Annotated in this window: 24 protein-coding genes; 10 read left to right on the forward strand and 14 right to left on the reverse strand. The window is 64.4% G+C overall.

Annotation, left to right across the window (positions count from 1 at the left end):
• Window positions 1-225 precede the first annotated feature (225 nt).
• From SZ63_RS02915 to SZ63_RS02940, 6 genes are all read right to left on the reverse strand, one after another.
• A complete protein-coding gene (locus SZ63_RS02915; RefSeq protein WP_048180936.1) occupies window positions 226-1,638 on the reverse strand; it encodes an MATE family efflux transporter in 1,413 nt (470 codons plus the stop codon).
• Between the two features lie 343 nt (window positions 1,639-1,981).
• Window positions 1,982-2,269, reverse strand: a complete 288-nt coding sequence (locus tag SZ63_RS02920) for an ATP cone domain-containing protein (RefSeq protein WP_241481229.1) — start codon at window positions 2,267-2,269, stop codon at window positions 1,982-1,984.
• Between the two features lie 42 nt (window positions 2,270-2,311).
• Window positions 2,312-3,001 (reverse strand): ribonuclease III domain-containing protein, encoded by a 690-nt coding sequence (locus tag SZ63_RS02925; RefSeq protein ID WP_048180938.1) that lies wholly within the window; start codon window positions 2,999-3,001, stop codon window positions 2,312-2,314.
• Window positions 3,002-3,012: 11 nt separating this feature from the next.
• The gene (locus tag SZ63_RS02930) at window positions 3,013-4,110 is read right to left on the reverse strand and encodes a geranylgeranyl reductase family protein (protein ID WP_048180941.1); all 1,098 of its coding nucleotides are present in this window, start codon (window positions 4,108-4,110) and stop codon (window positions 3,013-3,015) included.
• Window positions 4,111-4,153: 43 nt separating this feature from the next.
• Window positions 4,154-4,396, reverse strand: a complete 243-nt coding sequence (locus SZ63_RS02935) for a DUF3006 domain-containing protein (RefSeq protein WP_048180947.1) — start codon at window positions 4,394-4,396, stop codon at window positions 4,154-4,156.
• 2 nt (window positions 4,397-4,398) lie between these two features.
• Complete coding sequence (locus SZ63_RS02940) at window positions 4,399-5,664, reverse strand: MBL fold metallo-hydrolase (protein WP_048180950.1); 1,266 nt, start codon at window positions 5,662-5,664, stop codon at window positions 4,399-4,401.
• A gap of 176 nt (window positions 5,665-5,840) precedes the next feature.
• Between SZ63_RS02940 and SZ63_RS02945 the strand changes: the two genes are divergently transcribed.
• From SZ63_RS02945 to uvsE, 8 genes are all read left to right on the forward strand, one after another.
• A complete protein-coding gene (locus tag SZ63_RS02945) occupies window positions 5,841-6,665 on the forward strand; it encodes a helix-turn-helix transcriptional regulator (RefSeq protein ID WP_048183469.1) in 825 nt (274 codons plus the stop codon).
• 271 nt (window positions 6,666-6,936) lie between these two features.
• Window positions 6,937-7,848, forward strand: a complete 912-nt coding sequence (locus tag SZ63_RS02950; RefSeq protein ID WP_082122629.1) for a UbiA family prenyltransferase — start codon at window positions 6,937-6,939, stop codon at window positions 7,846-7,848.
• A 620-nt stretch (window positions 7,849-8,468) separates the two neighbouring features.
• Entirely contained in the window at window positions 8,469-9,365 is an 897-nt protein-coding gene (locus SZ63_RS02960; protein WP_048180959.1) for a hypothetical protein, read from the forward strand.
• Between the two features lie 62 nt (window positions 9,366-9,427).
• The gene (locus SZ63_RS02965) at window positions 9,428-10,891 is read left to right on the forward strand and encodes a thioredoxin-like domain-containing protein (RefSeq protein WP_048180963.1); all 1,464 of its coding nucleotides are present in this window, start codon (window positions 9,428-9,430) and stop codon (window positions 10,889-10,891) included.
• A 97-nt stretch (window positions 10,892-10,988) separates the two neighbouring features.
• Window positions 10,989-11,594: a fasciclin domain-containing protein gene (locus SZ63_RS02970; protein ID WP_048180966.1), complete on the forward strand. Its 606-nt coding sequence runs from the start codon at window positions 10,989-10,991 to the stop codon at window positions 11,592-11,594.
• Window positions 11,595-11,872: 278 nt separating this feature from the next.
• Window positions 11,873-15,652: a bifunctional RecB family nuclease/DEAD/DEAH box helicase gene (locus SZ63_RS02975; protein WP_048180968.1), complete on the forward strand. Its 3,780-nt coding sequence runs from the start codon at window positions 11,873-11,875 to the stop codon at window positions 15,650-15,652.
• A 462-nt stretch (window positions 15,653-16,114) separates the two neighbouring features.
• On the forward strand, window positions 16,115-16,999 hold the full coding sequence (locus tag SZ63_RS02980) for an HhH-GPD family protein (RefSeq protein ID WP_082122630.1): 885 nt from the start codon (window positions 16,115-16,117) through the stop codon (window positions 16,997-16,999).
• 34 nt (window positions 17,000-17,033) lie between these two features.
• Window positions 17,034-17,939 (forward strand): UV DNA damage repair endonuclease UvsE, encoded by a 906-nt coding sequence (gene uvsE / locus SZ63_RS02985; RefSeq protein ID WP_048180970.1) that lies wholly within the window; start codon window positions 17,034-17,036, stop codon window positions 17,937-17,939.
• Window positions 17,940-17,944: 5 nt separating this feature from the next.
• Here uvsE and SZ63_RS02990 read toward each other — a convergent pair whose 3' ends face one another.
• The 8 genes from SZ63_RS02990 to SZ63_RS03025 all read right to left on the reverse strand — a co-directional run bounded on the left by SZ63_RS02990 (window position 17,945) and on the right by SZ63_RS03025 (window position 23,140).
• Window positions 17,945-18,370 carry a fasciclin domain-containing protein gene (locus SZ63_RS02990; RefSeq protein WP_048180972.1) on the reverse strand — a complete coding sequence of 142 codons (426 nt, stop codon included), beginning with the start codon at window positions 18,368-18,370 and terminating at the stop codon, window positions 17,945-17,947.
• Window positions 18,371-18,423: 53 nt separating this feature from the next.
• Complete coding sequence (locus SZ63_RS02995) at window positions 18,424-18,855, reverse strand: fasciclin domain-containing protein (RefSeq protein ID WP_048180976.1); 432 nt, start codon at window positions 18,853-18,855, stop codon at window positions 18,424-18,426.
• Between the two features lie 140 nt (window positions 18,856-18,995).
• Window positions 18,996-19,424: a fasciclin domain-containing protein gene (locus tag SZ63_RS03000; protein WP_048180979.1), complete on the reverse strand. Its 429-nt coding sequence runs from the start codon at window positions 19,422-19,424 to the stop codon at window positions 18,996-18,998.
• Window positions 19,425-19,586: 162 nt separating this feature from the next.
• Window positions 19,587-20,033 carry a fasciclin domain-containing protein gene (locus SZ63_RS03005; protein ID WP_048180983.1) on the reverse strand — a complete coding sequence of 149 codons (447 nt, stop codon included), beginning with the start codon at window positions 20,031-20,033 and terminating at the stop codon, window positions 19,587-19,589.
• 123 nt (window positions 20,034-20,156) lie between these two features.
• Window positions 20,157-20,726, reverse strand: a complete 570-nt coding sequence (locus tag SZ63_RS03010; protein WP_052959048.1) for a DUF447 domain-containing protein — start codon at window positions 20,724-20,726, stop codon at window positions 20,157-20,159.
• Window positions 20,714-21,538: a triphosphoribosyl-dephospho-CoA synthase gene (locus tag SZ63_RS03015; RefSeq protein ID WP_048180989.1), complete on the reverse strand. Its 825-nt coding sequence runs from the start codon at window positions 21,536-21,538 to the stop codon at window positions 20,714-20,716. Before SZ63_RS03015 ends, SZ63_RS03010 begins: the two co-directional genes overlap by 13 nt.
• Complete coding sequence (locus SZ63_RS03020; protein ID WP_048180992.1) at window positions 21,507-22,646, reverse strand: methanogenesis marker 9 domain-containing protein; 1,140 nt, start codon at window positions 22,644-22,646, stop codon at window positions 21,507-21,509. The genes SZ63_RS03015 and SZ63_RS03020 overlap by 32 nt, the downstream gene beginning before the upstream one ends.
• Window positions 22,643-23,140 (reverse strand): PDDEXK family nuclease, encoded by a 498-nt coding sequence (locus SZ63_RS03025; RefSeq protein ID WP_048180995.1) that lies wholly within the window; start codon window positions 23,138-23,140, stop codon window positions 22,643-22,645. The genes SZ63_RS03020 and SZ63_RS03025 overlap by 4 nt, the downstream gene beginning before the upstream one ends.
• Window positions 23,141-23,215: 75 nt before the next feature.
• On the opposite strand from SZ63_RS03025, the gene cfbA reads away from it, so the two are divergent.
• Both cfbA and cfbE read left to right on the forward strand, forming a co-directional pair.
• Entirely contained in the window at window positions 23,216-23,623 is a 408-nt protein-coding gene (gene cfbA, locus SZ63_RS03030) for a sirohydrochlorin nickelochelatase (RefSeq protein WP_048180999.1), read from the forward strand.
• A gap of 5 nt (window positions 23,624-23,628) precedes the next feature.
• Window positions 23,629-24,786, forward strand: a complete 1,158-nt coding sequence (gene cfbE / locus SZ63_RS03035; RefSeq protein WP_048181002.1) for a coenzyme F430 synthase — start codon at window positions 23,629-23,631, stop codon at window positions 24,784-24,786.
• The last annotated feature ends 2 nt before the right edge of the window (window positions 24,787-24,788 follow it).

The following is a 24,788-nucleotide window of genomic DNA, read 5'->3' on the forward strand; positions in this document are numbered from 1 at the left end:
AGCTCCGTTCCTACCGAACGTCGGGCTTCGCACCTGCGGTGCTCAAGCTCCGTTCCTACCGAACGTCGGGCTTCGCACCTGCGGTGCTCGAACTCCTTTCCCTTCGGGAAAGTCGTCCTTCGCGTCTTCGCGTCCTTCGCGTGAGACTGTATTACTATCAACAATCGATATCGCACGCGAAGCCGCGAAGATCGGTAGATGGGTTAGTATTGCACCATGGATCCCTCACGCCGCCGTCGCTCCGGCCTGCCTGATCAGGAGCCCTGCCGAGTACCGGCGCGCCCAGGCATACCCGAGCGCCGCGCCGATCGCGTTCCCTGCGGCAACCCCCCACCAGATGCCGGAGAGGCCGAGCCCGAGACCGGCTGCGAATATCCAGGCGAAGAGGATGGATAGGACGACGTTCTGCAGAACCGTGATCGTGAGAGATCGTGCGCCAAGCCCCGTCCCCTGGAAGAACGATGCCGAGAAGAGCCCGAACCCGACCATGGGGTAGACGAGACTCATGACCCGGAGGTAGGTCGTCAGCTCGGGAGCGATCCCGGCGGCGTCGCCGGCCGTGAAGACTGCGGCAATCCGGGGGGCGAAGATAAACGTGGCCGCGGCAAGCCCGAGACCGATCCCGAGACCGAGCCGTGCGGCGAACCGGAGTGCGGTCTCCATCCGTGCGTACGCCCGTGCCCCGTAGGTGGCGCCGGTGACCGCAACCACCGCCGAGGATATGGCAAGGATCGGCGTCAGGCCGATGCTCACGACCCGCCACCCGACCGAGTATACGGCGACGCCGTCGGTGCTCGCTATGAGGACGATGACGCCGTTCAAGATCAGGGCCATCAGGGCGAGCGCCAGTTGCTCGGCCGCGGCGGGGAGACCGACCTGCAGGACGTCCCGTGCGACTGCAGCGTCCGGGGAGAACTCCCGGAAACGGAGCGAGATGTAGGTGTCTCTCTTCACGAAGAGCCAGTAGACCATCGGGACGGCGGCGACTACCTCCGCGAGGATGGTCGCCCAGGCTGCGCCGGCGATCCCCATGTCGAGCCCGTAGATCAGGATCGGGTCGAGAACTATGTTCGCCACCGCTCCCGCCGCCATGGCGTACATCGTCCGCTTTGCATCTCCTTCGCCGTGCATGAGCGCGTAGGCGACCTCGCCGAAGAGGAGGGCGAACGTCCCGAGGAAGAGGATTCGCGCATACTCGGTGGCAGGACCGACGGCATCGCCCGCTCCCATAAGGACGAAGATGTCATGGGCAAAGAGGAAGAGCGGGATGGTGACGGCGACGGCGAGCACGGTCATCAGGAGGAGGGTGTGCATCGCAACGCTGCTCGCGCCGGCCCTGTCGCGGGCCCCGATCGTCCGCGCGAGCGCCGCTTCTCCGCCGGTCCCGAGCCCGCTCGCTAACCCGATGGTTATTATGAAGAGCGGGAATGCGAACCCGACGGCGGCAAGAGCGTCTGCACCGAGACCCGCGACCCAGAACGCGTCGACGACGTTGTAGAGGGTCATGAGGGTCATCGCGATCATCATCGGCAGGGAGAGCCGGAGGATCGCGGTCTTCGGATCGGCGAGGAGTATCTTTGTTCCTTCTGTTTGGTTACTACTTGAGGGTGTATCTTCTTCTGAGTCACTTGTCGGCATACATATCGCCTGCTGGCGTGCCCGCGCCGCGGGCTCCCGGAGAAAAGGGGAACCTCATATACTGCGGATTGGGCATCGTGCCAATCTCTGGATTCCGATTGCCGAATGCACCGGGAGAACGTGACAGAATAGAAAGCGGCCGATTAATAGCCGCCCCAATTCTCCGATTTCCTGGCGCCATAGAGCAATACAAGACAAATATGGGCGCGGATTAGTAGATATACCTTCGCACCCGGCGGATCGAAACGGGCTGTCGACCGTTCGTTTTCGGCGGCTACGCCCCCGGTCGAGGGGTATCCGGACAGCCGGGCTGACGAACACCGCGGGATCTCGATGGAAAAAATCAGCGGGCAGGCTGCCCCACGGCCGCCACGCCGCGTTTCTTGACGGCGCGGTCGTACATGAGCCAGTTCTCCTCCCACTCCGGGTTCCGGTCATGGAGCTGCTCAAGCACCCGGCGCCGGATCTCGCCGGAAGGCATTCCGTCGTAGGCGATCCGTTCGACGGCTTCGCCGATCGCCCTTGCCTCCTCCGGCGGCGCTCCCGATTTCAGCGCGCTCACGGTCACTTTCTCCCGCACGAACGGTTCTCTCCTGCCGTCGGCCTTGACAACATCGACCAGTTCAACCACCTCACGGGGGCGGGGGGAGTCCGGGGATCATAACCTTTCCGGTTACCGCCGCCACGGGGCAGGCGGCTTGAGAAGTTCCGTCGCGGATGCAACTCCTTTCAGCCCTTCCTTGAGGAAGAGAATCCCGAAGACCGATTCGACCAGCGTCCCCTTTGCATGGCCGATCTTCCGTGCGCTCCTCGGGGTGTCCGGGTCGAAATGAATCCGGTGCTCGTAGAGCCCCCAGCGATCGCAGAGCAGAGCAAGGTTCGAGTTCCGGTCGTACGCCTTCCGGTTCCGGGTCAGGACTCCCGCTTTCGCGATATCGGGATCCCAGATTGCCGGAAGAAGACCGATCTTCAAAGCGGCGTCACCGATCCACGCGAGCGCTCCCGCCACTTCGGAGAGCCCCGCGAGTTCCCGCAGATTCGCATCGGTGAGGGTGCACCAGCACTTGCTCCGGGCGTGCTCCGCTATCTCGTCGAAGAGGTTGCGGGTGCTCGGGCGGAACATGGCGATGACGAACTGCTCGCGATCCCCGAGCGAGTAGCCGAGGTCCGCCTCGACCTCCGGCTGCACCGTCCCCGAGATCACGGCCGTCTTCGTAAGAACGGTCTCGATGTCCCGGACCCAGCGCCGGAACTTCGCGGCGTCTCCCATAGAGAGCGCCGGGGCCTCCCGCACGAGGTCGTCCCTGAGCGTTGTGAGCCGTCCCTCGATCCCCGGCAGGTTCCACGTAAGCCAGCGGTGCATCCCACTGCCCGTTACTCCCGCGCGTCATGAGCCTTTCGGAGACCGCCGTGAATGATGACGTCTGCAATGCCGCGACCGCCGAGGAGCCGCATCGTCCGCTCGAGGAGGAAGTCCGAGCCGAGCACCCGGTCGGCCAACCTCTTTGTCCTTGCGGCGGCGAGAAGTTCCCGGCCTATCGCCGAACGCCACTCCCGCTCGTAGGCCGCGAGGGGCTCGCCGCGGAGCAGGTGGTCTGCCGCCGCAAGCCCGGCAAGCCGCCCGCAGATCATGGCGGTCGCGATGCCTCCCCCGTTGGACGCGACGACCTGGCCCGCGGCGTCACCTGCGGCGAGGACGTTTCCGCGGACCGTCTCCCTTATCGGGCCGGAGACGGGCACGAACCCGGCCTGGACGTCGCGGGCGGAAAAACCGTTGCTCGCGAGAAATGCTCTCAGGAGAACCGGAACCGGGGTGCCTCTCATCTGCACGCCGAGCCCGACGTTTGCGCACCCCCGTTTCGGGAAGACCCACGCGTAGCCTCCCGGGGCGATACGGTTCCCGAAGAAGAACCGGAGGCGGTCGCCGAACTCCCCGTCGACCCGGCAGGTTATGGCAGGGGCGAGGACGGCGCTCCGCTCCATCCCGGCCGAGCGGCAGACCGGGGAGAGCGGGCCGTCCGCGGCGACGACGACGCGAGCCTCGACCTCGCCCCGGCCGGTCGTCACCCGGCCGCCTTCCCGGCCGAGGAACTTCGTATCCGGCGAGAGCACGGCACCCGCACGGACGGCCGCATCCGCGAGGTGCCGGTCGAATGCGTCCCTATCGACGGTGTAGCCGGGGAGCTCGAACCCGTACTCCCGGCCGCCGGGAGAGACGGCGACGGCGCCCCGGATCTCCCGCCGGACCAGCCCGGGGTCGACGGGGAAGAGTTCGTCGAGGCCGGAGGCGTTCGGGAGCACGCTCGCGAGGATCTCCGGAGCCGCGTTGAACTCCCCGCAGCAGACGGGGACGCCGATCTCCTTGCGTTTATCGATCAGGAGGACGTCAAGCCCCGTCTCTGCCGCGTAGCGTGCGGCGGTGCTGCCTGCGGGCCCCGCACCGACGACGATCACGTCGCACCGGTTCTGCATCGGTGCTCTCGTAAGGAGGGATAGAGGATAAAAGAGTGTGAAGTTACTCTGCGCTTCGCTTCCGCAGCCGCTCGATCCTCTCGGCCACCCGCCGCCTCGCCTCCTCCGTCTCCGCGACGTCCCGGCGGATCGCGACTTGCAGGATATCGCCCTCCCGGGCACCGGACGGAAGGAGGGAACGGGGGAGCGTGAGCCGGACCGACTCGTCCTCGCGGAGGAGAAGGACGGCGAGCCCCTCCTCGACGCGGTCGAGGCTCATCCGGAAGACCGACTCATCTTCCGCCATGGTCACCGCTCCACGGTGCTGACGACGGTACCGTTCGCGTCGGCAAGCGTGGCGAGGTCGCCGTCGTTGTTCCAGACCGCACTCCCCCGGCCCCAGTAGAGGTCGGTCGCGGTATCGTTGCCCGCCCCGGAGTGGACGGTGACGTCGGCGCCCGGATCGAGCGTGAAGACCGGGAAGGTGTAGGTGTTGCGCGTCCCCTCGTCGGTGATCGTCCAGCCGGTGAGGTTGACCGCCGTCTCGTCCGCGTTCGCGACGGCGATCCACTCGTCCTGGAGATCGAGGTCGCTGATGTACACGCCGGAAGACGGGGCGGGCGTCGTCGTCGCCGTCGGGGTCGCCGTTGCGGCCGCGGTCGTTGCCCCGGCCGTCACGGTGGCGGGAGGTGCACCGCCGGCGGCAACGGTGAGCGCCGTGCCGTCGGTGGCGACGATGACGGTCCCGTCAAGGTCGGTCCGGTAGATGCGCGAGCCGGTCGCCTCGAGGCGTTCGACCGCCTCCTCGTGGGGGTGGCCGTAGTCGTTCCCCTCGCCGACCTCGATGACGCTGATCGCGGGGCTGACCGCGGAGAGGAATTCTGCCGAGGATGCGTACCGGCTCGCGTGGTGGCCGACCTTCAGGACGTCGGCGTCGAGGTCGAGCCCGGCCGCCGTCATGCTCTCCTCCGCCGGGTTACCGGCATCGCCCGTGAAGAGGTACGAGATCTCCCCATACGTCACCTTCAGGACGACGGAGTCCTCGTTCACGTCGCCGAGCGGCTCTGCGCCCGGGTTCAGGATCAGGACCTCAAGGTCGGGATCGAGGGCAACCGTCTGCCCGCGCTCCGCCGCGGCGTAGGGTATCCCCAGGTCTTCGACCAGGGCAAGCAGGTTCTCGTAGGTCGCGGTCGGGTGCGGCTGCGCGGCATCGACGAACCGGCCGACCGGGTAGGCGGAGATGACGTCGGCAAGGCCGCCGATGTGGTCGGAGTGCGCATGGGTCGCCACGACCACGTCGAGCGTCTCGACGTTCCTCTCATCGAGGTATGCAATGACGCGCTCCCCCATCCCGCGCTCGCCGGCATCGATGAGCATGGTCTTGTCGCGGAACTCGATCAGGATCGAATCGCCCTGCCCGACGTCGATGAAATGGACGACGAGATCACCGGAGAGATCGGATCCGATCTCCGGCTGCGGCCCGGAGGAAGCAGAACAGCCTGCCGTGACGAGGCAGGCGACGATGCATGCACAGAGTGCTGTGCAGATCAGGTATCGTGCAGGTATGGACGACATGCTTCTTCTACACAAGTAGAGGGTGCCAGGCTATAAGTGTGATGAGGTCGGGCATCGGCACCGTACCGGGCATGCGGCCGCCCGGCCGGCAGAAGGGAGCGAGTGGCGGGTGGCAGAAGCGCGCAGGAATGGAAAGGATGATATGCGTCGACCGTCACCCCTTATCAGTAAGGACGATGAAGGAAGTATCACCCCTCGAGATCTATAACGAGTACCACGACGACGTTCAGGCAATCTTCCGGTCGAGACTGCTGACGCAGGTGATGATCGCACTCGGCAGCGGGAGCAAACCGCTCTCGACCCTTCGCGACATCACAGGGAGTTCGTCGCAGGCGCTTATACCGAAGATCCGGTACCTCGAGGGACTGCATTACGTCGAATCGATACGGGGCGACTATGCCCTCACCCCCATGGGCAGACTCGTCGAACCGAAGATCGAGCGGGTGGTTATGCTCATGGGAGTGCTCCAGCGGCACAGGGACTTCTGGATTGAACACGATATCCAGGGCATACCCCCGGCATTCCTGGATGAACTTGAACACCTGTACAATATAGAGATAGTAAAGGATGTTGAGGAGAACATCTTCGCCGTATACACGGTCTTTCAATCCATACTCAGGAAAGCATCCTGGATCCACGGCGTATCATCGATTATGAGCCCGGTTCATGTAGATGCGATTAAAGAAGCGGCTATAGGCAGCACAGCAATCGAACTCGTCGTCTCCGAAGAAATCGCCCGGGGACTGGTCTCCGGGCCATACGACACGGTGCTGGAAACCCTGAAGAGATGCAAAAAATTCAGAATTTACGTCTCTCCTTCGCCTATCCGCCTCGGGATGACAGTAACGGACGGATATCTCTCGTTGGGCCTGTACAGGCGCGATACCGACAAATATGATACCACTACCGATCTCATCAGCACCGACGCTGCGGCGGTCTCCTGGGGCGAAAGACTCTTTCAGCACTATAAAGCAGACGCCAGACCGCTGAAACTGCCCTGACAACCTCTTTTTCCGGGACCCAATCGCCGCCCGGTTCCCGACAGGACGCCCGGCAAAACGCCGTTCCACGGCCCCGGGAATATACTGTCGTTCAGAGTCCGGAGCATCTTCTCTTCGCGTTCGTTGAGTGAAACGGAGAGGGGGGGGCGAATGCACCGCTCCGGCCTGCTCAGTTCTTTGCCGAAATAGCGTGTTTAAATACCGGGATGCATCGAAGTGATGAATCTTCGTCGGAGTAATAAATATTCACCCGTTCTCTGAAAACCACTCCATGTTCGGATTTGCAAATAACACCAACCTGATCCAGCCAACCCGACAGATCGTCGTCCAACTTTTCGTGTACAGTTCCCTGTATCTATCTATAGCAGGAGCAGCGATGGTGTATATCTCGTGCCTCCTGCACGGCCTCCCCTTCGACCCGGTTGCGGCGGCAATACTGATGCTCGTCGTATTCGCCGTCTACAACCTCAACCGCAAGACCGACGAGGACGAGGACGCCATAAATCACACGGAACGGTATGCTTTCACGAAGGAATACGAGGTCGTCCTCTTCCGTTCCGCAGTCGGCGCTTACGTCATTGCCCTCTGCCTCTCCGGGATTCAGGGCCTCGGCAGCCTCTTCGTCACGACCGTGCCCCTGGTCGCCGGGATCGTTTATAGTGTACCGCTTTTCCCGGCCAGGTTCGGGTTCCGGCGATTAAAAGAGGTGCCTTTAATGAAGAGCCTTGTAGTGGCGTTATCCTGGGCTTTCCCCCCGGCTCTCCTGCCGGTCTGTCATGCCGGCCTTCCTGCGAGTGCCGCCACCGGCATCGTCGGCATTTTCTTCTTTTTCCTTGTCTTCATCAACACTGTGGTCTTCGACATACGGGATGTGGAGGGGGACCTGGCATCGGGCGTCAAAACGCTCCCGACGATCATCGGCCCCAAAAGAACGCTCCTTCTTCTAACGGCGATCAACGTAACCGTCGGAGGCGTGCTGGTGCTTGCCGCCGGGCTCCTGCCGGGTTTCCATCCGGTACTGCTGCTGGCTGCGGGCATAGGCTACGTCCAGGGGTACCTTCTGTGCTTCCATCAACTTGTGAAGGAAAAACTCCTTTTTGAACTGCTTGCCGACGGACAGTTCATTCTGCTGGGAGTAACTCTTTACCTGCTCACCCTCGCAGTGCCGTGTCCCCCGATCTGATCCGGGATGCCCTCCCGGACCCGGGTGCCGTCTGTACCGGTCCGGCGCTCTCAATCCCCCGTTTTGAGTCCCGGGAGGCATAGGGTTGCAAAATGCCCACACATCGCACATGCGGGAGCCGTCCTCCGGGCCCCTGATGTTTCATCTACCAGATGAATATTCATCGACGCAATAAATGTCTGGCAGCCGGAGAGCATCTTAGGGTACGACATGAGATCTCCCTGCGGCAGCAATTCGCTGAAGAGTAATCCCGATGCTCAATACCCCGAGGCACAGGAGCGGGAGGTGCATACGCTGCACGATGCAGAAACGGGAGGCATCCTGCTGCAGAAGGAGAGGAAGCCGCAACGATGGGGATGCGCTTCATGCATGTATTACGACCCCGGATGCGCCTACTGCACCTACATCCACGCGCCCGTGGAGATACTGTTCGTCTGTCCGCAGGTTCTCGACAGGCGCGGGTAGCCCCGGGGACCTGTACAGTAAGGTTACGCCGTTCATCAGGCGGCATCTCGAGAGCCCTTCGCCGCCGCCGGGGCTCCGGCTCCCGGCGGAGGAAAAAGAGGAGGGGATCGAGATCCCCAACGTTTTTGTGATCCGCCGGGTATAGCCAGACCGTCATGCCGGGTGCGGACTACATCTACCCGAACGTCACCGAAGTAGCCCAGCGGGGCGGACTCCTCGAACGCTGGCACCTCGCAGAACCCCTCGGGTGCGCGTATATCGAGATCCCCGGCGATTTCATCAAGAACAAGACGGAGGTGGAGCGAACGGGGCAGGAGATAGGGTCGATCCTCACCCGATCGTCCGTCGAACTCCTCTATGAACAGGATACCGCCCTTCCGGGCAACCTCAGGTACCTCCTGCACACCGAACCTGCCATCCCCCGGAGAGACCGGCACGGCAGGCAGGCGACGGCAAACCTGCGGTGGCGCGATCCCGGCTGGGTGGCCGGTTTCGGGGATATGCTCCTCGAGATCGAGGACTTCCTGGGTATCCCCCCGGAGATCATCGAGATTCACCCCGGCGACCGGAGGAACACCCACGCCGATATCGTCATGGGGATGCATGCCCTGATCGCCGCCCACTGGAACGCCTTCGGAACGGAACCGCTGGTGCTGCTCGAGCACCACAAGGACCAGAGCATCTCCACGGGGAGCCAGATACGGTCGTTCTGGGCGATACTCAAGGATATCCACCCCGAGATCGCCGGGCTGGCCGGGATAGCACTCGATCCCTGGCACCTCCACGCCGCAACGAGTGAGGACTTCCCCGAATCGCTTGGCGAGATTCCGTTCGATTCCCTGCAGGCGTTTCATATCCATAGCGACCTCCGGCCTCCGTCGCCGGGAGACAGGGTACCCTGGCCGCAGGTCTTCAGGGTGATCGGCAGCGTCTCAAAGACGCCCCGCATCAAACCCGTGGTCTACCAGAAGAGCAGGGTTCCCGCGGCAATTGCCTTCTGCAAAGAGATGCTCGCCGCGCCGCGGGCGGCGTATGCCGGGCCGCCGGCGTGACGGTGCGGCCCGGCCCCGATCCTCGCCAACATTCATAACCTCCAAATGCCACAGGGTGTCGCATGGCACCGATAGCCGCGCCTGATTTCCCCACCGATCTCGAGTGGCTCAACACCGACCATCCCCTCTCCGTCCGCGATCTCTCGGGCAGGATAGTGCTGCTCTCGTTTGCGACGTTCACCTGTTCGAACTGCATGCGGCTGGCACCGGAGATCCGGCGGCTCGAGGAGAAGCATCCCGGGCTGGTGGTCGTCGAAGTGCATTACCCCGGGTTCGAATCCGCCGCAGTCGGCGGGAACTTCCGGGAGGCCGTGCGCCGCGCCGGGCTGGAGCACCCTGTCGCCATCGACCGCAATCGCCTGCTCTGGCAGGCCTTCGGGATCCGGGAGTGGCCGACCTTCGTCCTCATCGACCCGGGAGGGAACGTGGTCGGGAAGACCGCCGCCGAAGGGCTTTACGGGAGGCTCAACCCGAAGATCGACCGGATGACGACGGAGTTCGGGCAGCGGGGCATGCTCGAGAGAGGACGGCTGTCGCCGGGAACCGCTCCGGAGACGGCACGGGAGACGAGCCTGCATCGTCCCGGCAAAGTCGCGGCGGACAACGTCGGGATGCGCCTCTTTATAAGCGATACCGGTCATCACCGGATCGTCGTCGCCGACTCCGACGGAAATATCCTGGAGACGCTCGGCTCCGGGGCTGCCGGAAACACCGACGGATCGTTCGATGAGGCCGCATTCTACCTGCCGGAGGGACTTATATTCGACGAAGAGGCGGGCGTCCTCTACGTTGCGGATACCGGGAACCACACGATCCGCCGTGTCTCCTTTACCGAGCGGGAGGTCGCGACGATCGCCGGGACAGGGCTTGCCGCGCCGTCATCCGGCGAAGGCGGACCGGGCACCGGAACCGCGCTGAACGCGCCGCGGGATCTCGCGCTGCTGGGCGGCCACCTCTACATCGCGATGGCAGGGGCAAACCAGATCTGGCGAATGGATCTCGCCACCCACGAGGTGGAGCCGTATGCCGGTTCCGGCCGGGAGGGGCTGGTCGACGGGCCGCTGGAGAAGGCCGCCTTCGCCGGCCCTACCGGCATCGTCACCGACGGCGAGGCGCTCTTTGTCGCCGACAGCGGGGCTTCGGCGATCCGCCGCATCAAGCGAGGAATGGTCGAGACCCGTATCGGGCACTCCCCCGACGATTTCGGCGATCTCGACACCATCGCCCGGATGGCGCGCATCCACCGGGCGACGGGCATCGCTTACAGGGACGGGTCGCTCTACATCGCCGACACCGGCAACCACAAGATCAAGCAGTTCGACCTGGAGACCGGGTGGGTTCTCACCCGGGCCGGAAACGGCGGCCGCGGCTACCGGGACGGGCTGTCGGGAGAAGCAAGGCTGAACGAGCCGGGCGGTCTGGCCGACTTCAGGGGACTCTGGTATATCGCCGATACCGGCAACCATACCGTCAGGGTCTACGATCCCGCCCGGCACGTCGTCTCGACCCTGACGCTCTGGAAATAGGGGTAACCGTGACCCGATCGGCGGGTACCCGAGACCAGTACTTTATGTAGGGGCAACAAGAGAGGAGGGGCGGAACATACAGTCTCCAGGGGGAACCATGCGAACGAATTGCGCGCTGTTCATAACAGTTCTGGCTATCGGGGCGGCGGTTCTCATCTGCGGCTGCACGGGCCTGCCGGGAGGCGACGGCCAGAACCGGACGAACGGAACACCTTCCGAAACGCCGGTCGGCGGGAGTCTGACGGCCGACGAGGTGCTGGCCCGGGACGGCAACTTCTCGGCGTTCCTCCACGCGCTCGATGCCGCCGGACTCAAGGGGACGCTCGCCGGGCCGGGTCCCTACACCGTCTTTGCGCCGACGGACGAGGCATTTAGCCGGGTTCCGGAGACCATGATGGATGAACTCTTCGACGACCCGAAGGGCAACCTCGCGGAGACCCTGCTCTACCACATGGCTCCGGGGAGGTATACGTCGGCCGAAATCACCGCAAACGACACCGTTCCATCCATCCAGGGCAATCCGATCGGCGTCGCCGCCGGCGGCGAGAGCGTGACGGTGGACGGTGCACGGGTGATCCGGGCAGATATTCCGGCCGCGAACGGCGTCATCCACGCCATCGATGCGGTCATGATCCCGCCGGACGTGACCCTGTCGCCGACGAACGAGACCGCCGAAAACGTGACGGCGAACGCGACCGGGTGAGGGCAGGGTGATCACCCTCTTCACGAGGGTGCGACAAGGCGTATGCATTATGCATACGTTAGTATACACAATGTGCTCGTACCTGGAGGCTTGTTCCTTCAAAGGCGCGGGCGCATTCCCGGAACCACCCCGGGAAACATCGGGCGGGACAAGCGGTCGAGGTCGATCCGTCGCGAACCTCCATTGTAGCGGATCGTCAAAGAAACCACGAATAACAACTGTTTTCCCACGACCGCACAAACAGAGAATCGCAAAAAGAGTCATCCCAGAGTCCGCCCATGCCACGCTTCAACCTCAGCCCGTCGCTCATCGGCCGGTTCTTCTACCACGACTGCGAACGCCATCTCCGCTACCACGCGACCCCGGAGCAGGAGCGTGCCGGAGCCGGCATCCCGGCGGCCGCGATCGATACGAGCCCGGTGACGCGAGCCCTCCTTGATGCCGGCATCCGGTGGGAGGAGGAGGTGATCCGGACAAAACTCGCGGGCAGGGTGCGGCTCCCGGACGGGGCGGGGCCGATCTCCGGGCGGTCGTTCTCCATCGAGGAGAGTTTCAACCTCCTCCCCCTGCTCTCCCCGGGCGAGGCAATCTACCAGACGACCATCCCCGTCTCGATCCACTTCCTGCAGATCTACGGTCTCGACCCCGAGGCGCACCGGTTCTCTCCCTGCCGTCCGGATCTCGTCAGGGTCGATGAAGAAGGACGCCTGCAGGTTATCGACATCAAGGCAAGCGAAGAACTCAGCGTCAGTCACCGGATCCAGGCGACGCTGTATGTCCTGATCCTCGAGCACGCCCTGGACCTGCTCGGGCTCAAACTCCCGGTCGACCGGAACCGGGCGGGGATCTGGCTCTACGGGGAGGATGAGCCGCAACCCTTCGATCTACACCTCAACATACGGGTGATCGAGGACTTCTTCCGCCACCGCCTTCCGGGCATCCTCACCGCCCCGCCGGGGGACGTGCCCTGGCACCTCACCTCGCGGTGCGAGTCCTGCGAGTTCTACCCCCACTGCCGCGCCGAGGCAGAGGCCTCCTCCTCGGTCTCGCAGATCCCCGGGCTCTCGCCCATCGGTCGGCGCTACCTGCGGGAGGCCCCGTGGGACGGCGGGCTCTCGATCAACGCGCTCTCCGACCTCGCCGCGTTCCTCCGCGACCCGGAGAGCGATCGCTGCCTCGACAACTGCGGGTCGCTCGCCGGCCAGGGCGACCGCCTGCGCTCGACCGTCCGGGCGCTCACGACGGGAGAGATCATTCCGCTCGCCGCGGCCTCGCTCGCACTCCCTGTCTACGAGGATATCACCTTCATGCTGACGCTCCAGAAGGATCCCGTATCCGGCCGGATATACGCCCTCGGGTTCCGGCGGAGCAGGGGCAAAGCCGTCTACGGGACGCCCTCGCACGAAGCAATCTTCGTCGCGGCGAACCCCGGCGACTGCACCAGGGTGCGCCGGGAGTTCGTCCGGGCACTCGCCGCGGAACTCGAGGCCGTCGACGGGTACAACCGGGGCCGCGACTGGGCCGAACAGGAGTCGGTGCAGACCTACGTCTACGACACCTACGAGGAGGAACTTTTCACCCGGCTGCTCGAAGAGGCGCTCGACGACCCCGTGAGCGCACAGGACGCTCTCAGGCTGCGGTTCTACTACCAGGATTCCGGCATCGCTCTCGGGTCGATCCACCCGAGCGCGTCCGTCCCCTTCCCGATCGTCGTTCTTGCAAGGGAGATCCGGCGGCTGCTCGCGCTTCCCGTCCCGTTCACGCTCCGCCTGCCCGAAGTTCTCGCGGCAATCCCCTCCTCCCGGTTCGCGTACCGGCTTGATGCGGGTTCCCTCTTCTGGAACGAGCACGGCAACGCCATGAAGAGCGACGCCATCATCATGGCGTGGCACGGAAAACGGCCGGAGGCTGCAGACTGGGTCCGGCAGGAGGTCTCGCGCCGCCTGCTCGCCGCGGGGAGCGTCCTCGACGGGCTTCGCGAACGGACGAAGGATAGGCTCGTACGGTGGGCGGAGAAGTTCCGGTTCCCGGGCTCGTGGGAGGCCGCGACGCCGGAGATATCGCGCCTCCTCTTCATCGCGGAGTACGAGTCGACCATGGGTGTGCGCCGGGTGCAGGAACTGCGGAGCGGGCCGCGGGAGGCAAGGGTCCGGGACGGCGTCAGCATCCCCCTCAAGAAGAGCGAGGGGAATTTCTGGAGGGTGCTCGCTCCCCTGGATCTCGCGCTCTTCGAGCAGTCGCGGGCGTTCAGTCACCTCCTCGTGCCGGACGGCGAGGCGGGCGATGAGGCGGAGCGGGCGTTCGACGACCTTCGCTACCGGAGCAGCCCGAACCCCGGGAACAGCGGGGTCTGCTTTGCGAGGGTCCGCGACACCATCGTCGACCGGACGGCCGGGGAGGTCAGGGGGCTCGTGCTGGAGGTGACCTACCCCCGGGACCACGCACCTTTTGCCGAGGGTGATCTCGCGATGCTGCATCCCCGGTTCACGGACTTCACCGTATCGCGCTACGTCGACCGTCTCCTCGCTCTCGACGGGCAGCCGGAGAACGCTTTCATCCGCCTCCTCCGCGACCCGCGGGGGTTCGCCGCGCCGATCCCCGAGCCCGGAGAGGTCGCCGCCGACGCCGGGCGACTCGCCCGCGATGCCGGGTTCACGAAAAGCCAGAACAGGGCATTTTCTCACGTGACGGAGAACCGCCTGACCCTGGTCTGGGGGCCGCCCGGCACCGGGAAGACGCATTTCCTCGCGACGGCGATCCTCGCGCTCGTCAGAGCCCGGCGGGCGCACGGGGAGCGGATCCGGGTGGGGGTTGCGGCGTTCACCCACGCGGCCGTCGAGAACCTTCTCGTCAAGGTCCAGGGCTCGGTCGACGCGTTCGGCCTTGCCGCCGGTCTTCCGATCTACAAAGTGGGGGATCTCCGGACACCCGGCGCAGAGCGGAGCCTCGAGGTGCTGCCCCACGACCGGGCCGGGACCGTCGTCGGCTACCCGGCTCTCCTCCTCGGCGGGACGGTGCATGGTTTCGCAAAACTCGAGAAATCCCTCCCGTCCCTCGATCTCCTGATCGTCGACGAAGCGTCGCAGATGCGGGCGGCGGAACTCGCGATGGTGCTCCCGATGCTGGGGGAGGACGGACGGCTCGTCCTCGCGGGGGACGACCTCCAGCTCCCGCCGGTCGTCCAGGGGGCGTATCCGGCACCGGTTGACGGTCTCCCCGGGCTCGAGGACTCCGTCTTCGCCTACCTCCGGCACCGCGACGATCCCGGCCGCCCCGTCTACACCTGCCAGCTCCAGGAGAACTGGCGGATGAACCGCACCCTCTCGGAGTTCCCGGCGGAGACGCTCTACGGCGCCGGGTATGCTCCCGCGACCGACGCGATTGCAGCGCAGCAACTCGCCCTCGCCCCCGGTTCGGCGGGGGAGGAGTGGATGGAGTGGATCCTCGATCCGGCATACCCGCTCGTGCTCTGCGTCCTCGAGGGCGTCCGGACGACGGTGGAGAACCGGGTCGAGGCGGCGCTGGTCGCCCGGCTGGCCGGGGCGCTCCGGGAGAGGGTCGTCGACCCCGGATCGGGAGAACGGTATCCGGCGACGGAAGACGGCGATTACCGCTTCTGGCGGCACGGGCTCTTCATCGTCAGCCCGCACCACGCACAGATAGGCGCCATCAAAAACAGTCTCGCCAGCATGCGGGCCTGGAAGTATCCGCCGTTCGTGGATACCGTCGACAAGATGCAGGGGCAGGAGGCGGAGGCGGTCGTCGTCAGTTACGGCGTGAGCGACGTCGAGACCGCTCTTGCCGAGGCCGAGTTCATCTACAGCAGGAACCGCCTGAACGTCTCGCTGACCCGGAGCCGGGCGAAGTGCGCGGTCTTCCTGCCACGGCCGCTCTTAGAACCGCCGCTTGAACTGGTGCAGAACGAGAAGGCGGCGGCGGGGCTCCGGCACATGCTCGACCTCCAGGAGTTCTGCAGGGCGCACGGCGATACGCGGACATTCGACCTCGACGGCGAGGAGGGCGTCCGGCTCACGGTGATGCGGGCGCGGGTGGAGTGAAGGGGGGGGGAGCGGAGACGGAAGCGATTGCGCTCTATTTTTAGAACGTCGTTGACCGCACCAGACAGTACCCCACTCCTGCTCAATAGCCAGTAGATCTTCGAGATAGCTAGAACTCGTGCACGGCTTTCCACTGGATATCGCGACTGGGGGTGGGGCTGACGGGGAGGGGGGAGCATCTCCCCTCCCCTGTCTCCAACGCCCATCTCAGGTGCTTTGGATCGGGTTAAGTTACTCTTCCCTTTCACCCCCACCCCGCCCGCGCTTCGCGCTCCTCCCCCGCCCCGAGGGGCGGGGGCAGTGCGTGGCGATACCGGATGGAAAGCCGTGTATGGGTTTGCCACAGACTCACAACGTCCGGGAGCACGCCTGTATCTTGCCGGATCTTGATTCTCATCGAGTTTGAGGACACCTGCCCCCGGGTGCCCAACCTATTTGCCCCCGCCAGACAGATGATATACCGTGATCGGCAGCCTCGACCCCGAACAGAACGAGCGCGAACGCCGGCTCCTCGACGCTATCCGGGCAGAGGGGGCGATCCCGGAGACCATCCGCCTCTTCCGGGATCTCATCCTCTCGTACTACCGGGCCCACGGCCGCGACCTCCCCTGGCGGCACACCACCGACCCCTACCGGATCCTGGTCTCCGAGATCATGCTCCAGCAGACGCAGGTCGAGCGGGTCGCCGTGAAGTACCGCGAGTTCCTCGACCGGTTCCCCGACTTCGAGAGCCTTGCCCGTGCGCCGAAGAGCGAGGTGCTCCTCGCCTGGCAGGGCATGGGCTACAACCGCCGGGCGATCGCGCTCCAGGAGACCGCACGGTGTGTCGTGGATGAGCACGGCGGCGATCTTCCCGCCGACGTCGAGACGCTCGCGACCTTCCCCGGGATCGGGAACGCGACCGCGGCGGCGATTGTTGCGTACGCGTTCAACATGCCGGTCGTCTACATCGAGACGAACATCCGGCGGATCTTCATCCACTTCTTCTTCCAGGACCGGGAGGACGTCCGGGACGACGAGATTCTCCCGCTCGTGGAGAGGAGCCTCTACCGCGAGAACCCGCGGGAGTGGTATAGCGCGATGATGGATTACGGCACGGTCTTGAAGAAACGGACGGCAAACCCGAACCGGAGGAGCGCATCCTACTCCCGGCAGAGCCGGTTCGAGGGATCCGACCGGCAGATCAGGGGGCGAATCCTCGCGCTCGTCCTCGAGGAGGGAGCGGTCACGGAGAAGGAGGTGATCCTCCGGCTCTGCGAAGAGCCCGGACGGGTGAAGCGGATTCTCGGGGACCTCGCACGGGAGGGGTTCGTCGCCGAGAGCGACGGTGCGTACACCTGCAGGTAAGGTTGATGCCTGTCCGGGATCACCCGTGAGAGCCATGAAGATCGGCTACCCGTGCATCAACCGGAGCATCGGCTGCTCCTCGGGCCGCACGTTCCGGCTCTCCTCCTACTCCGGCGAGCGGCTCGAGGAGACCGTCCGGGAGAACCTCCGCTGTCTCGCAGAGATCCTCCGCTTTAATCTCAAAGAGTGCATCCTCTTCTTCCGGATCGGCTCCGGCCTCGTGCCGTTCGCGTCGCACCCGGTCTGCACCGCCCCGTGGGAGGAGACCTTCGCGGAGACGTTTCGCGAGATCGGCCGGTTCGTCCGCGAGCACGATATGCGAGTCTCCATGCATCCCGACCAGTTCGTCGTCATCAACGCGAAAGACCCCGGTATCGTTGATAAGAGCGTCGCGGAACTCCGCTACCACGCTGCCGTCCTCGACGCCATGCGCCTCGATGAGACCGCGAAAGTCCAGATCCACGTCGGCGGGGTCTACGGCGAAAAGAAGGCGAGCATGGAGCGGTTCGCGAGGGTATATTCCCGTCTCGACGAGAGCATCCTCCGCCGGCTGGTCGTCGAGAACGACGACTCGCGTTACACTCTGGCCGACTGTCTCCGCACCCACGAGGAGACCGGCATCCCGGTGCTCTTCGACGTCTTCCACCACACTGTCAATCCCTCCGGCGCCGGGGTGGCCGAAGCGGTCGAACTGGCCGGGGCGACCTGGCAGTCTCGCGACGGCATCCCGATGATCGATTACAGCACCCCGATGCCCGGCGGGCGGAAGGGCCAGCACGCGGAGAGCCTTGATGCTGCCGACTTCGAGCGGTTCCTCGCCGAGACCGTGCCGTCCGACATGGACATCATGCTCGAGATCAAGGATAAGGAGAAGAGCGCTCTTGCCGCCGTCGGGATCGCCCGCCGGGACGGGCGGTTCCGCCTGCCGCGAGAGCGGTAGCCCGGTCAGGGGGTGACGATCTCCAGCGTCGGCGGGACGAGCGCCGACGCTATCGCGTGGCAGATCCCGTTCGTGCAGAACGCGTCTGCCTCGACGATAGGGACACTGTTGACGGTGATTCCCCGATCGGACGAGCGTATGACAAGATCCGTCCCGAGGCTCGACCTGACCGCCGCGATGCTCCGGAGATCCTCCGAGGTCAACTGTCCCGGCACGACGTGGTAACTCGCGATGAGGAGGAGTTTGTCCGCGTCCTGCCGGATCTCGTCCATCCGATCCGTGGGAACCCTTGAGAACGCCTCGTCCGTCGGGACAAAGACCGTGAACGGCCCTCTCTCGCGGAGCATCGGTTCCATGCCGGCAATCCGGACCAGATCGAGAAACACGCTGAGGTTCTCGGAGTCCTCCAGGGTTTCGATGATACTCTTCATTCTGCTCACTCCACGCGCACCACTAACCGTACCGGATTATTTATACGTTCCGGCTACCCGTGTGCGGCGATAGCCCTTGCAACGGGCGGGAGGAGCAGGGCGGAGACCGCGTGGCAGATCCCGTTGGTGCACCACGCATCGGATTCCACGACCGCCACGTCGTTGACCAGCACCCCCTCCGGCGCAACCTCCACGGTCAGGTCATCGCCCTGGAGCGACCGGAGCGTCCGTATGCCGAGCAGATCGATCATGGAATGTACTCCGGGGACGATATGGTAGTTCAGGGTCTCGCCGAGCCGGTCGGCGTTCCGGCGAATCGCCTCGAGTTCTGACCGGGGGAGATCCCGGAACGCATCGTCGTCCGGGACGAAGAGCGTATACGGCCCTTCGGTGCTCAACCGCTCCTCCATGCCGGCCACCCATGCGAGGTCAAGAAACACGTCGAACGATCCCGATTCACGCAGAGTCGCGAGGATACTCTTCATGCGAACCAACTCCCGGCGGGAGATGGAGGGGCATGAGTATATAAAATTACGTGTGGTTCCGCACGGCTTCGGGAGGCAGCACGGGGCCGGTTTCCGGCATCGCCCCGTTCCCGTCGCCAGAGATGCAGCCGGGCCCGAACCTACCTCTTCACCCGCGCCTCGACCGCCCGCGGCAGGAGAACCCTGTCGATGACATGGTAGATGCCGTTCGTGCACTCGACGTCGGGCTGGATAACGCCGGCATCGTTCAGCCGTATCGCGGAAGGGGGGCCCGCGATATCCAGGTGATCCCCCTGCAGCGTCCTGATCGCCTCCATCCGTGAGAGCTCGTGCGTGGTGAGTTTGCCCTGGATCACGTGATACATGATCATCTCCGTGAGCCGATCCCGGTCGGCCGTGATAGCATCCAGCACCTCCCGGGAAAAATTGGAGTACGCCTCATTCGTCGGGAACAGTGCCGTATACTCTCCCCCACCCCGGAGCGTCTCCGCCATCCCTCCGGTCTGCAGCATCGCAACGGAGGTGCTCAACCGGTCGTCTTCCCGGGCCGTCTCAAAGATACTCTTCATGGGTAACTCCCAGGATCATCTGGCTAAATATATATAATTACGGCAATGGTTGCGCGGGCCCGGGGAGAGGGCGTCAGGCGTGAGGAGCGCCGTATCCTGCCGCCGTCTTCTGCCGGGAAAAAGAAAAGGGTTTCCGGCCGGACGAGGCACTCCGGCCCGGGTTCAAACGTTCGTCGACAGGTAGGCCTGTTCGGCCTGCGCAAGCGTCGCAAAGGGAACGCTGTCGAGGGCATGGATGATGCCGTTCTCCACCTCGATGTCTCCCTCAAGCACGACGGCCTCGTCCACCTGCGTGCCCCGGTCGGTATTCCTGACCATGATGGTATTCCCTTCGACGGTCTGCACGACGTTCTTTGAGAGGAGCGATTCAAGCGTGCATTTATGATTGCCGATCGTGAAGAAGTCGATCAGGTGCGAGAGCATCTGCTTGTCGTTCAAGATCATCGACCGGTTCGGCTCGGGGATCGCATCCCATGCCGAGTCGACCGGAGCAAAGAACGTCATCGGCCCTTCGCCCTGCAGCATCTCCTCTTCACCGACGGTCCGGATGATCTCGACGAGCCGGCCGAACCTGCTGTCGTTCTGCAACATATCAAAGATCTTCACCATATCAGGTACCTCCCTGTAGGGCGGTTCGTGGTATGTTCTCATATATAGGGATTATTATATGCAGAAAAATATAGTGGCACAGAGATACGCGCCTCCCGCGAAGACCGGGCAGCAAAAAGGCCGTCACTCGCGAAGCCGGTCGGCGATATACCCCTCGAGGAGTTCGAGCGCCTCCCACTCCCGGGCGCCGCCGCACTTCCGGGCGAGAGCGGTGTGGTGCTCGATCAGCCGCCCGAGCCATGGGTCGCGGTTCCTGACGTAGCGGGTGGCATGGACGGTGGCGTCCACGATGCTCGCAAAGCCCCGGTTCACCGGGTGCAGCCGGAGATCCAGCACCTCCTCTTTTAAGGGGCTGAGCCGCACGACGATCGACTCGTCGCCCGAGCGCTCCACGTCGGCGGCAAACGCGGCCCAGGCCTCCGCGTCGCGAAGGCGGAAGACGGCCGTCCCGTCGATCACTTCGGAGACGAAGGCGTCCATTGGAAGGTCGTCGAACGCGGTTTTGACGTAGATCACGGGATCGAAGACGAAGTTCGCCACCACCCGGTGGTCCCGGGCGATGTTTTTGGCGGTGTGGCTTCCCCGGAACAGAACCATGTGCAGGGAGCCGTTCCGGTTGATGATCCCCATGGGAGCGGCGTTGTGGTCGGTGGTCGCGATCACCTCGTTGATCCCCTCGGTCAGCAGTCCCACTGCCATCCCTCCCCGAGCGCCACGTATATCCCGGCGATGGTGATGTCGGCGATCGAGCCCGGGTTGATCCCGGCGGAGACGCACTCGGCATCGAAGGCGGCAAGGTCGCGCCTCCCGTCGATCACCTCCGCCGCAGACCGCATCGTCTCCTCCGCTGTCTCCATCCCGTGCTTCTTCGCGATGAAGGTGTCCGGCACCGACGCGAGGAGGTCGAGGAACGCTGCGGCGATCGACGCCCTGCCGCACCCGTGCGCATGAAGCAGGTCGGCGCACCGGCGGGTCAGGGCAAATCCGTTCGTCCACTCCGCTGCGACCATGTCCCGGGGCGCCGAGTAGGCCATGATGTCGGCAAGCGTCATCCCCCGCTCCCGGATGGCGGCGACCGAGGCCGGGTCGTTCACGTCCAGGTCGTCGCTCTCCGCCATCCGGACGCTCGTGAGGCCGAACGCCGCGTAGAACTCGACTGCGTCCTCGACGTCGGTTGCGGCGACGATCCGCCGCGCCCCGTCGATATCTCCCCCGAGGACGAGGGGGATGAGGAGGATGAACGCTCCGAAATGGGTATTTCCCCCGGAATGGCCGTTCGTGCGCATGACCGCCTCCCGGATAAGGTTCCCGACACGGCCGCCGGTCTTCTCGGCCGCATCGAAGACAGGACGGGCGAGGAACGCCGAGGCAAGGAAATGCTCGAGACGGGTGTCCGGATAGTCGTGGCACCTGTCCACGTTCCCGGGTTTCGGGTAGGCGCAGACCTCCAGCATCATCGCCATCTGCGCACGTTCAGCTCGATTCATCGGCAGGTTCTTCTTCATCGAATATCCTGTGCATGATCTTTTCAGCGAGGTGGTGCTTGCACCGCATGTACTCCCGCGCAGAGAGGCCCTTCTTCTCAAGCGTCATGTTGCGGAACATGCAGGGAGAACTGATCTTGCAGCACCAGGCGAGGCTCCCGAAACAGGTGCTCTTCCCGTCTTCGAGCGGGGTTCCCTTCACCGCCTCCTGTTTGAACTTCAGGTAGTCGTCGCGGGAGAGGCCGACCTTATCGAGGGCCGGGAGGAGCGGGCAGGCCTTCACCGGCATGCAGCAGAAAGTGAGCGCCCTGATATCGCCGCCGCGGCAGAGCTGCTTCGGGGCGTTGTACCAGCCGCCCTCTTCTGCCGACCGGGTGATGGCGGCATCGAGGCCCGCGAGCGTCCAGGTGTCGGACTGCCGGGCAAGCGAGACGAGGTCCGCCCCGTGGGAGAAGGCGTCCATCGCTTTTTCGAAGGTGGTGATGGAGTTGTTCGCGATCAGCGTCAAAGGGGAGGCGTTGCGGATCTGGCGGACCTTGTTGTGCCCGAAGTCCATCAGGTCGACGTGGAGGATATCCGCCCCCGCCTTCCAGACGGTGCGGGCGAGAACTGCGTCGTCGGCGGCGACACCGGCCCGGATCTTCACCGAGACGGTCACGTCCTCGGCCTTCAGCGCCCGGACGATCTCGACGAGTTTCGCCGGGTGCCGGAGGAGATGCTCGCCGCATCCGGCCTCAAGCATCGCCGGCTGCCTGCAGTGGGCGTCGATCTCGTAGACCACGGCGTCCTCGAACGCCCGGGCGACCCCGGCGTAGGAGGCGGGCGTGCTCCCGCGGAGGTTGAGGCCCGTAACGACGTCGCTCTGTTTCAGGGCTTCAACCTCGCGGCCCAGCGCTTCGATGGGGTCGTCGTACAAAAACTCTTTGCGACCCTCCTCTGCCATCCGCCGGCTTGCCTCGAGGGTGGGGGCGTCGATCGAGTAGCCCCCGATGAACGCTGCCCCGACATGGTCGGCCCGCTCAAGAACGTATGCCGCATCCACGATCCCGGCCATGGATGCTATTGCCACCGGTGTTTTCACGATCCGATCGTTTATGAGGAGCTCAAAACGATCATATGCTTCCATCATACTTCTCCATCAGTTGGCAGTGAGAGAGGATATTGATTTGTGTCGAGTCCCGGCAGATCGTACTCCTCACCGGAGCGGTCGAGCGTACAGCAGAGCCGGAAATCGTCTATCGAGATGCCCGGGACGTTCCCGTAGTAGCCGAGCACCGTGTCCCAGGGCATGAGGTATGCCTCCTTCGCCCTCCCCGCACCGAACCGGAACTCCACGGCAAGGAACCCCCGGCGGCCGGTCTTCCTGATGAAGTCGGTGATCGCGTCGACCTGGTGGACGTTGTTTTTGTCGGAGTGAAAGTGCTGGGAGAAGTAAATCTTCTTGCCCGATATCGACTTGCACTCGATGGCCAGATAGTAGCGGGGGTCGAGGGAGTCCACGAGGACGTCGACGTACTGGGTATTGAATTTGCTCTGCTTGAGCCGGTAGGCGAACCCGTGGATCTGCCGGTGCGTGAAGAATCGGTTGATGCAATACGTGATCTCCCGTTCGAAGTTTGCCATCAGATAAGTTTTGGATCGGGGCCTTAAAAACAATCGGTAATTATTTTAATATAGCATCGTAGTACCTTGTAACATATGGCTATGAAAGGCATGTTACTGGTCGGACACGGGAGCAAACTCCCCTACAATAAGGAACTCATCGAGACCACCGCAAAACTCATCGCCGAAAAGACGGATGATTACATCGTCAAGCCCGGATTCATGAGCCTCAACACCCCGACGGTGGAGGAGCAGCTCGAGGCGTTCCGGGACGAGAATATCGAGATGCTGGTCGTCGTCCCGCTCTTCCTCGCAAAAGGCGTCCACATCAACCAGGACATCCCCGAGATCCTCGGCCTCCCGAAAGGAGAGCGGCGCGGCACGTTCCAGCTGAACGGGAAGGCGGTGCCGCTCGTCTACGCCAACCCCATCGGCAGCGACCCGCTCCTTGCCGAACTGATGCTGAAGAACGCGTCCGACGCGATCGCCGAACTGAAACCCTGAACAATATGCGAATCCTGGTGCTGGATACCATCCACGGCGGGGCGGAACTCGCCGGGGCGCTCCGTGGTGCCGGCCACCAGGTGGACGAGGTGGACGTCTACCGGGGGCAGGCCGGCATCTCCATCGAGGAGGCGCTCGTCCGCACCTACGATCTCGTCACCGCACCGGTCCACCTCGATCCCGATCACCCGCTTCTCCGGCGGCACGGCCCCGCTGTCTCGCACCACGAGGCGGTGAAGAGGATTCTCGACAGCGGCCGGCTCCCGCACCCCTTCGTCGAGATCACCGGGACGCGGGGAAAGACCACGACCGCCCACGCCCTCGCAACGCTCCTGCCGGGCCCGGGCGTCCTGCACACCTCGACCGGGACCTACCGCTACCCGGAGCGGGAACTGCTCTGGAAGAAGAGCATCACGCCGGCCTCCCTTATCCCGGCGGCGCTCGAGGCGGTACGGATCGGCGGCTGGCTGGTCGCCGAAGAGTCGCTCGGGGTCACCGCCGCCGGGGACGTGGCGGTGCTGACCTCGCCGGAGGACTACCCGGTCGCGGCGGGGAAGAAGCGCGCGGTCGCGGAGAAGTGCCGGCTGCTCTCCCGGGCGAAGACGGTCGTGCTCCCGCCGGGGATCGATCTGCCGGGAGCGGTCGCGGTCGACGGGGTGGTGTCCTTCGAGGGGCAGACCTGCCGGTACGCCGGGAACGGGATCGCCGGATCGTTTGAAAACCCGCTCTGCACCCTTCCGGGCTACCGGACGCCGCTTTCACTCGCGGCCGCGACCGTCTGCGTGCTCGGGATCGATCCTTCTCCCCTCGGGCGGTTTACCGCCCTTCCCGGCCGGATGGCGGCCCGGTGGGAGGGGGATATCCTGATCGTCGACAACGCGAACAGCGGGACGAACATGGCGACCACCGTTGAAGCCGCGCGCTACGCGAGGGAACTCTCCGGCGGCGCACCCCTGACCCTGGTCATCGGCGAGGAGGCCAGGGCGATCTGCGAGGGGTTCTCAAGAAATGAGGTCCTGCGGACGGTATCGACCGTCGCTCCTGCGGAGACGATCTACGTGGGGGAGGGGCATCCCGCGGCGACGCTTGAATCGGGGCTCGATGCCGCCAGAAAGATCACCCCGGAGGGCGCGATCGTCCTCGCGGTAAAGACGTGGAGATGAGT

It is taken from the genome of Methanoculleus sediminis, assembly GCF_001017125.1.
Classification (GTDB): Archaea; Halobacteriota; Methanomicrobia; order Methanomicrobiales; family Methanoculleaceae; genus Methanoculleus; species Methanoculleus sediminis.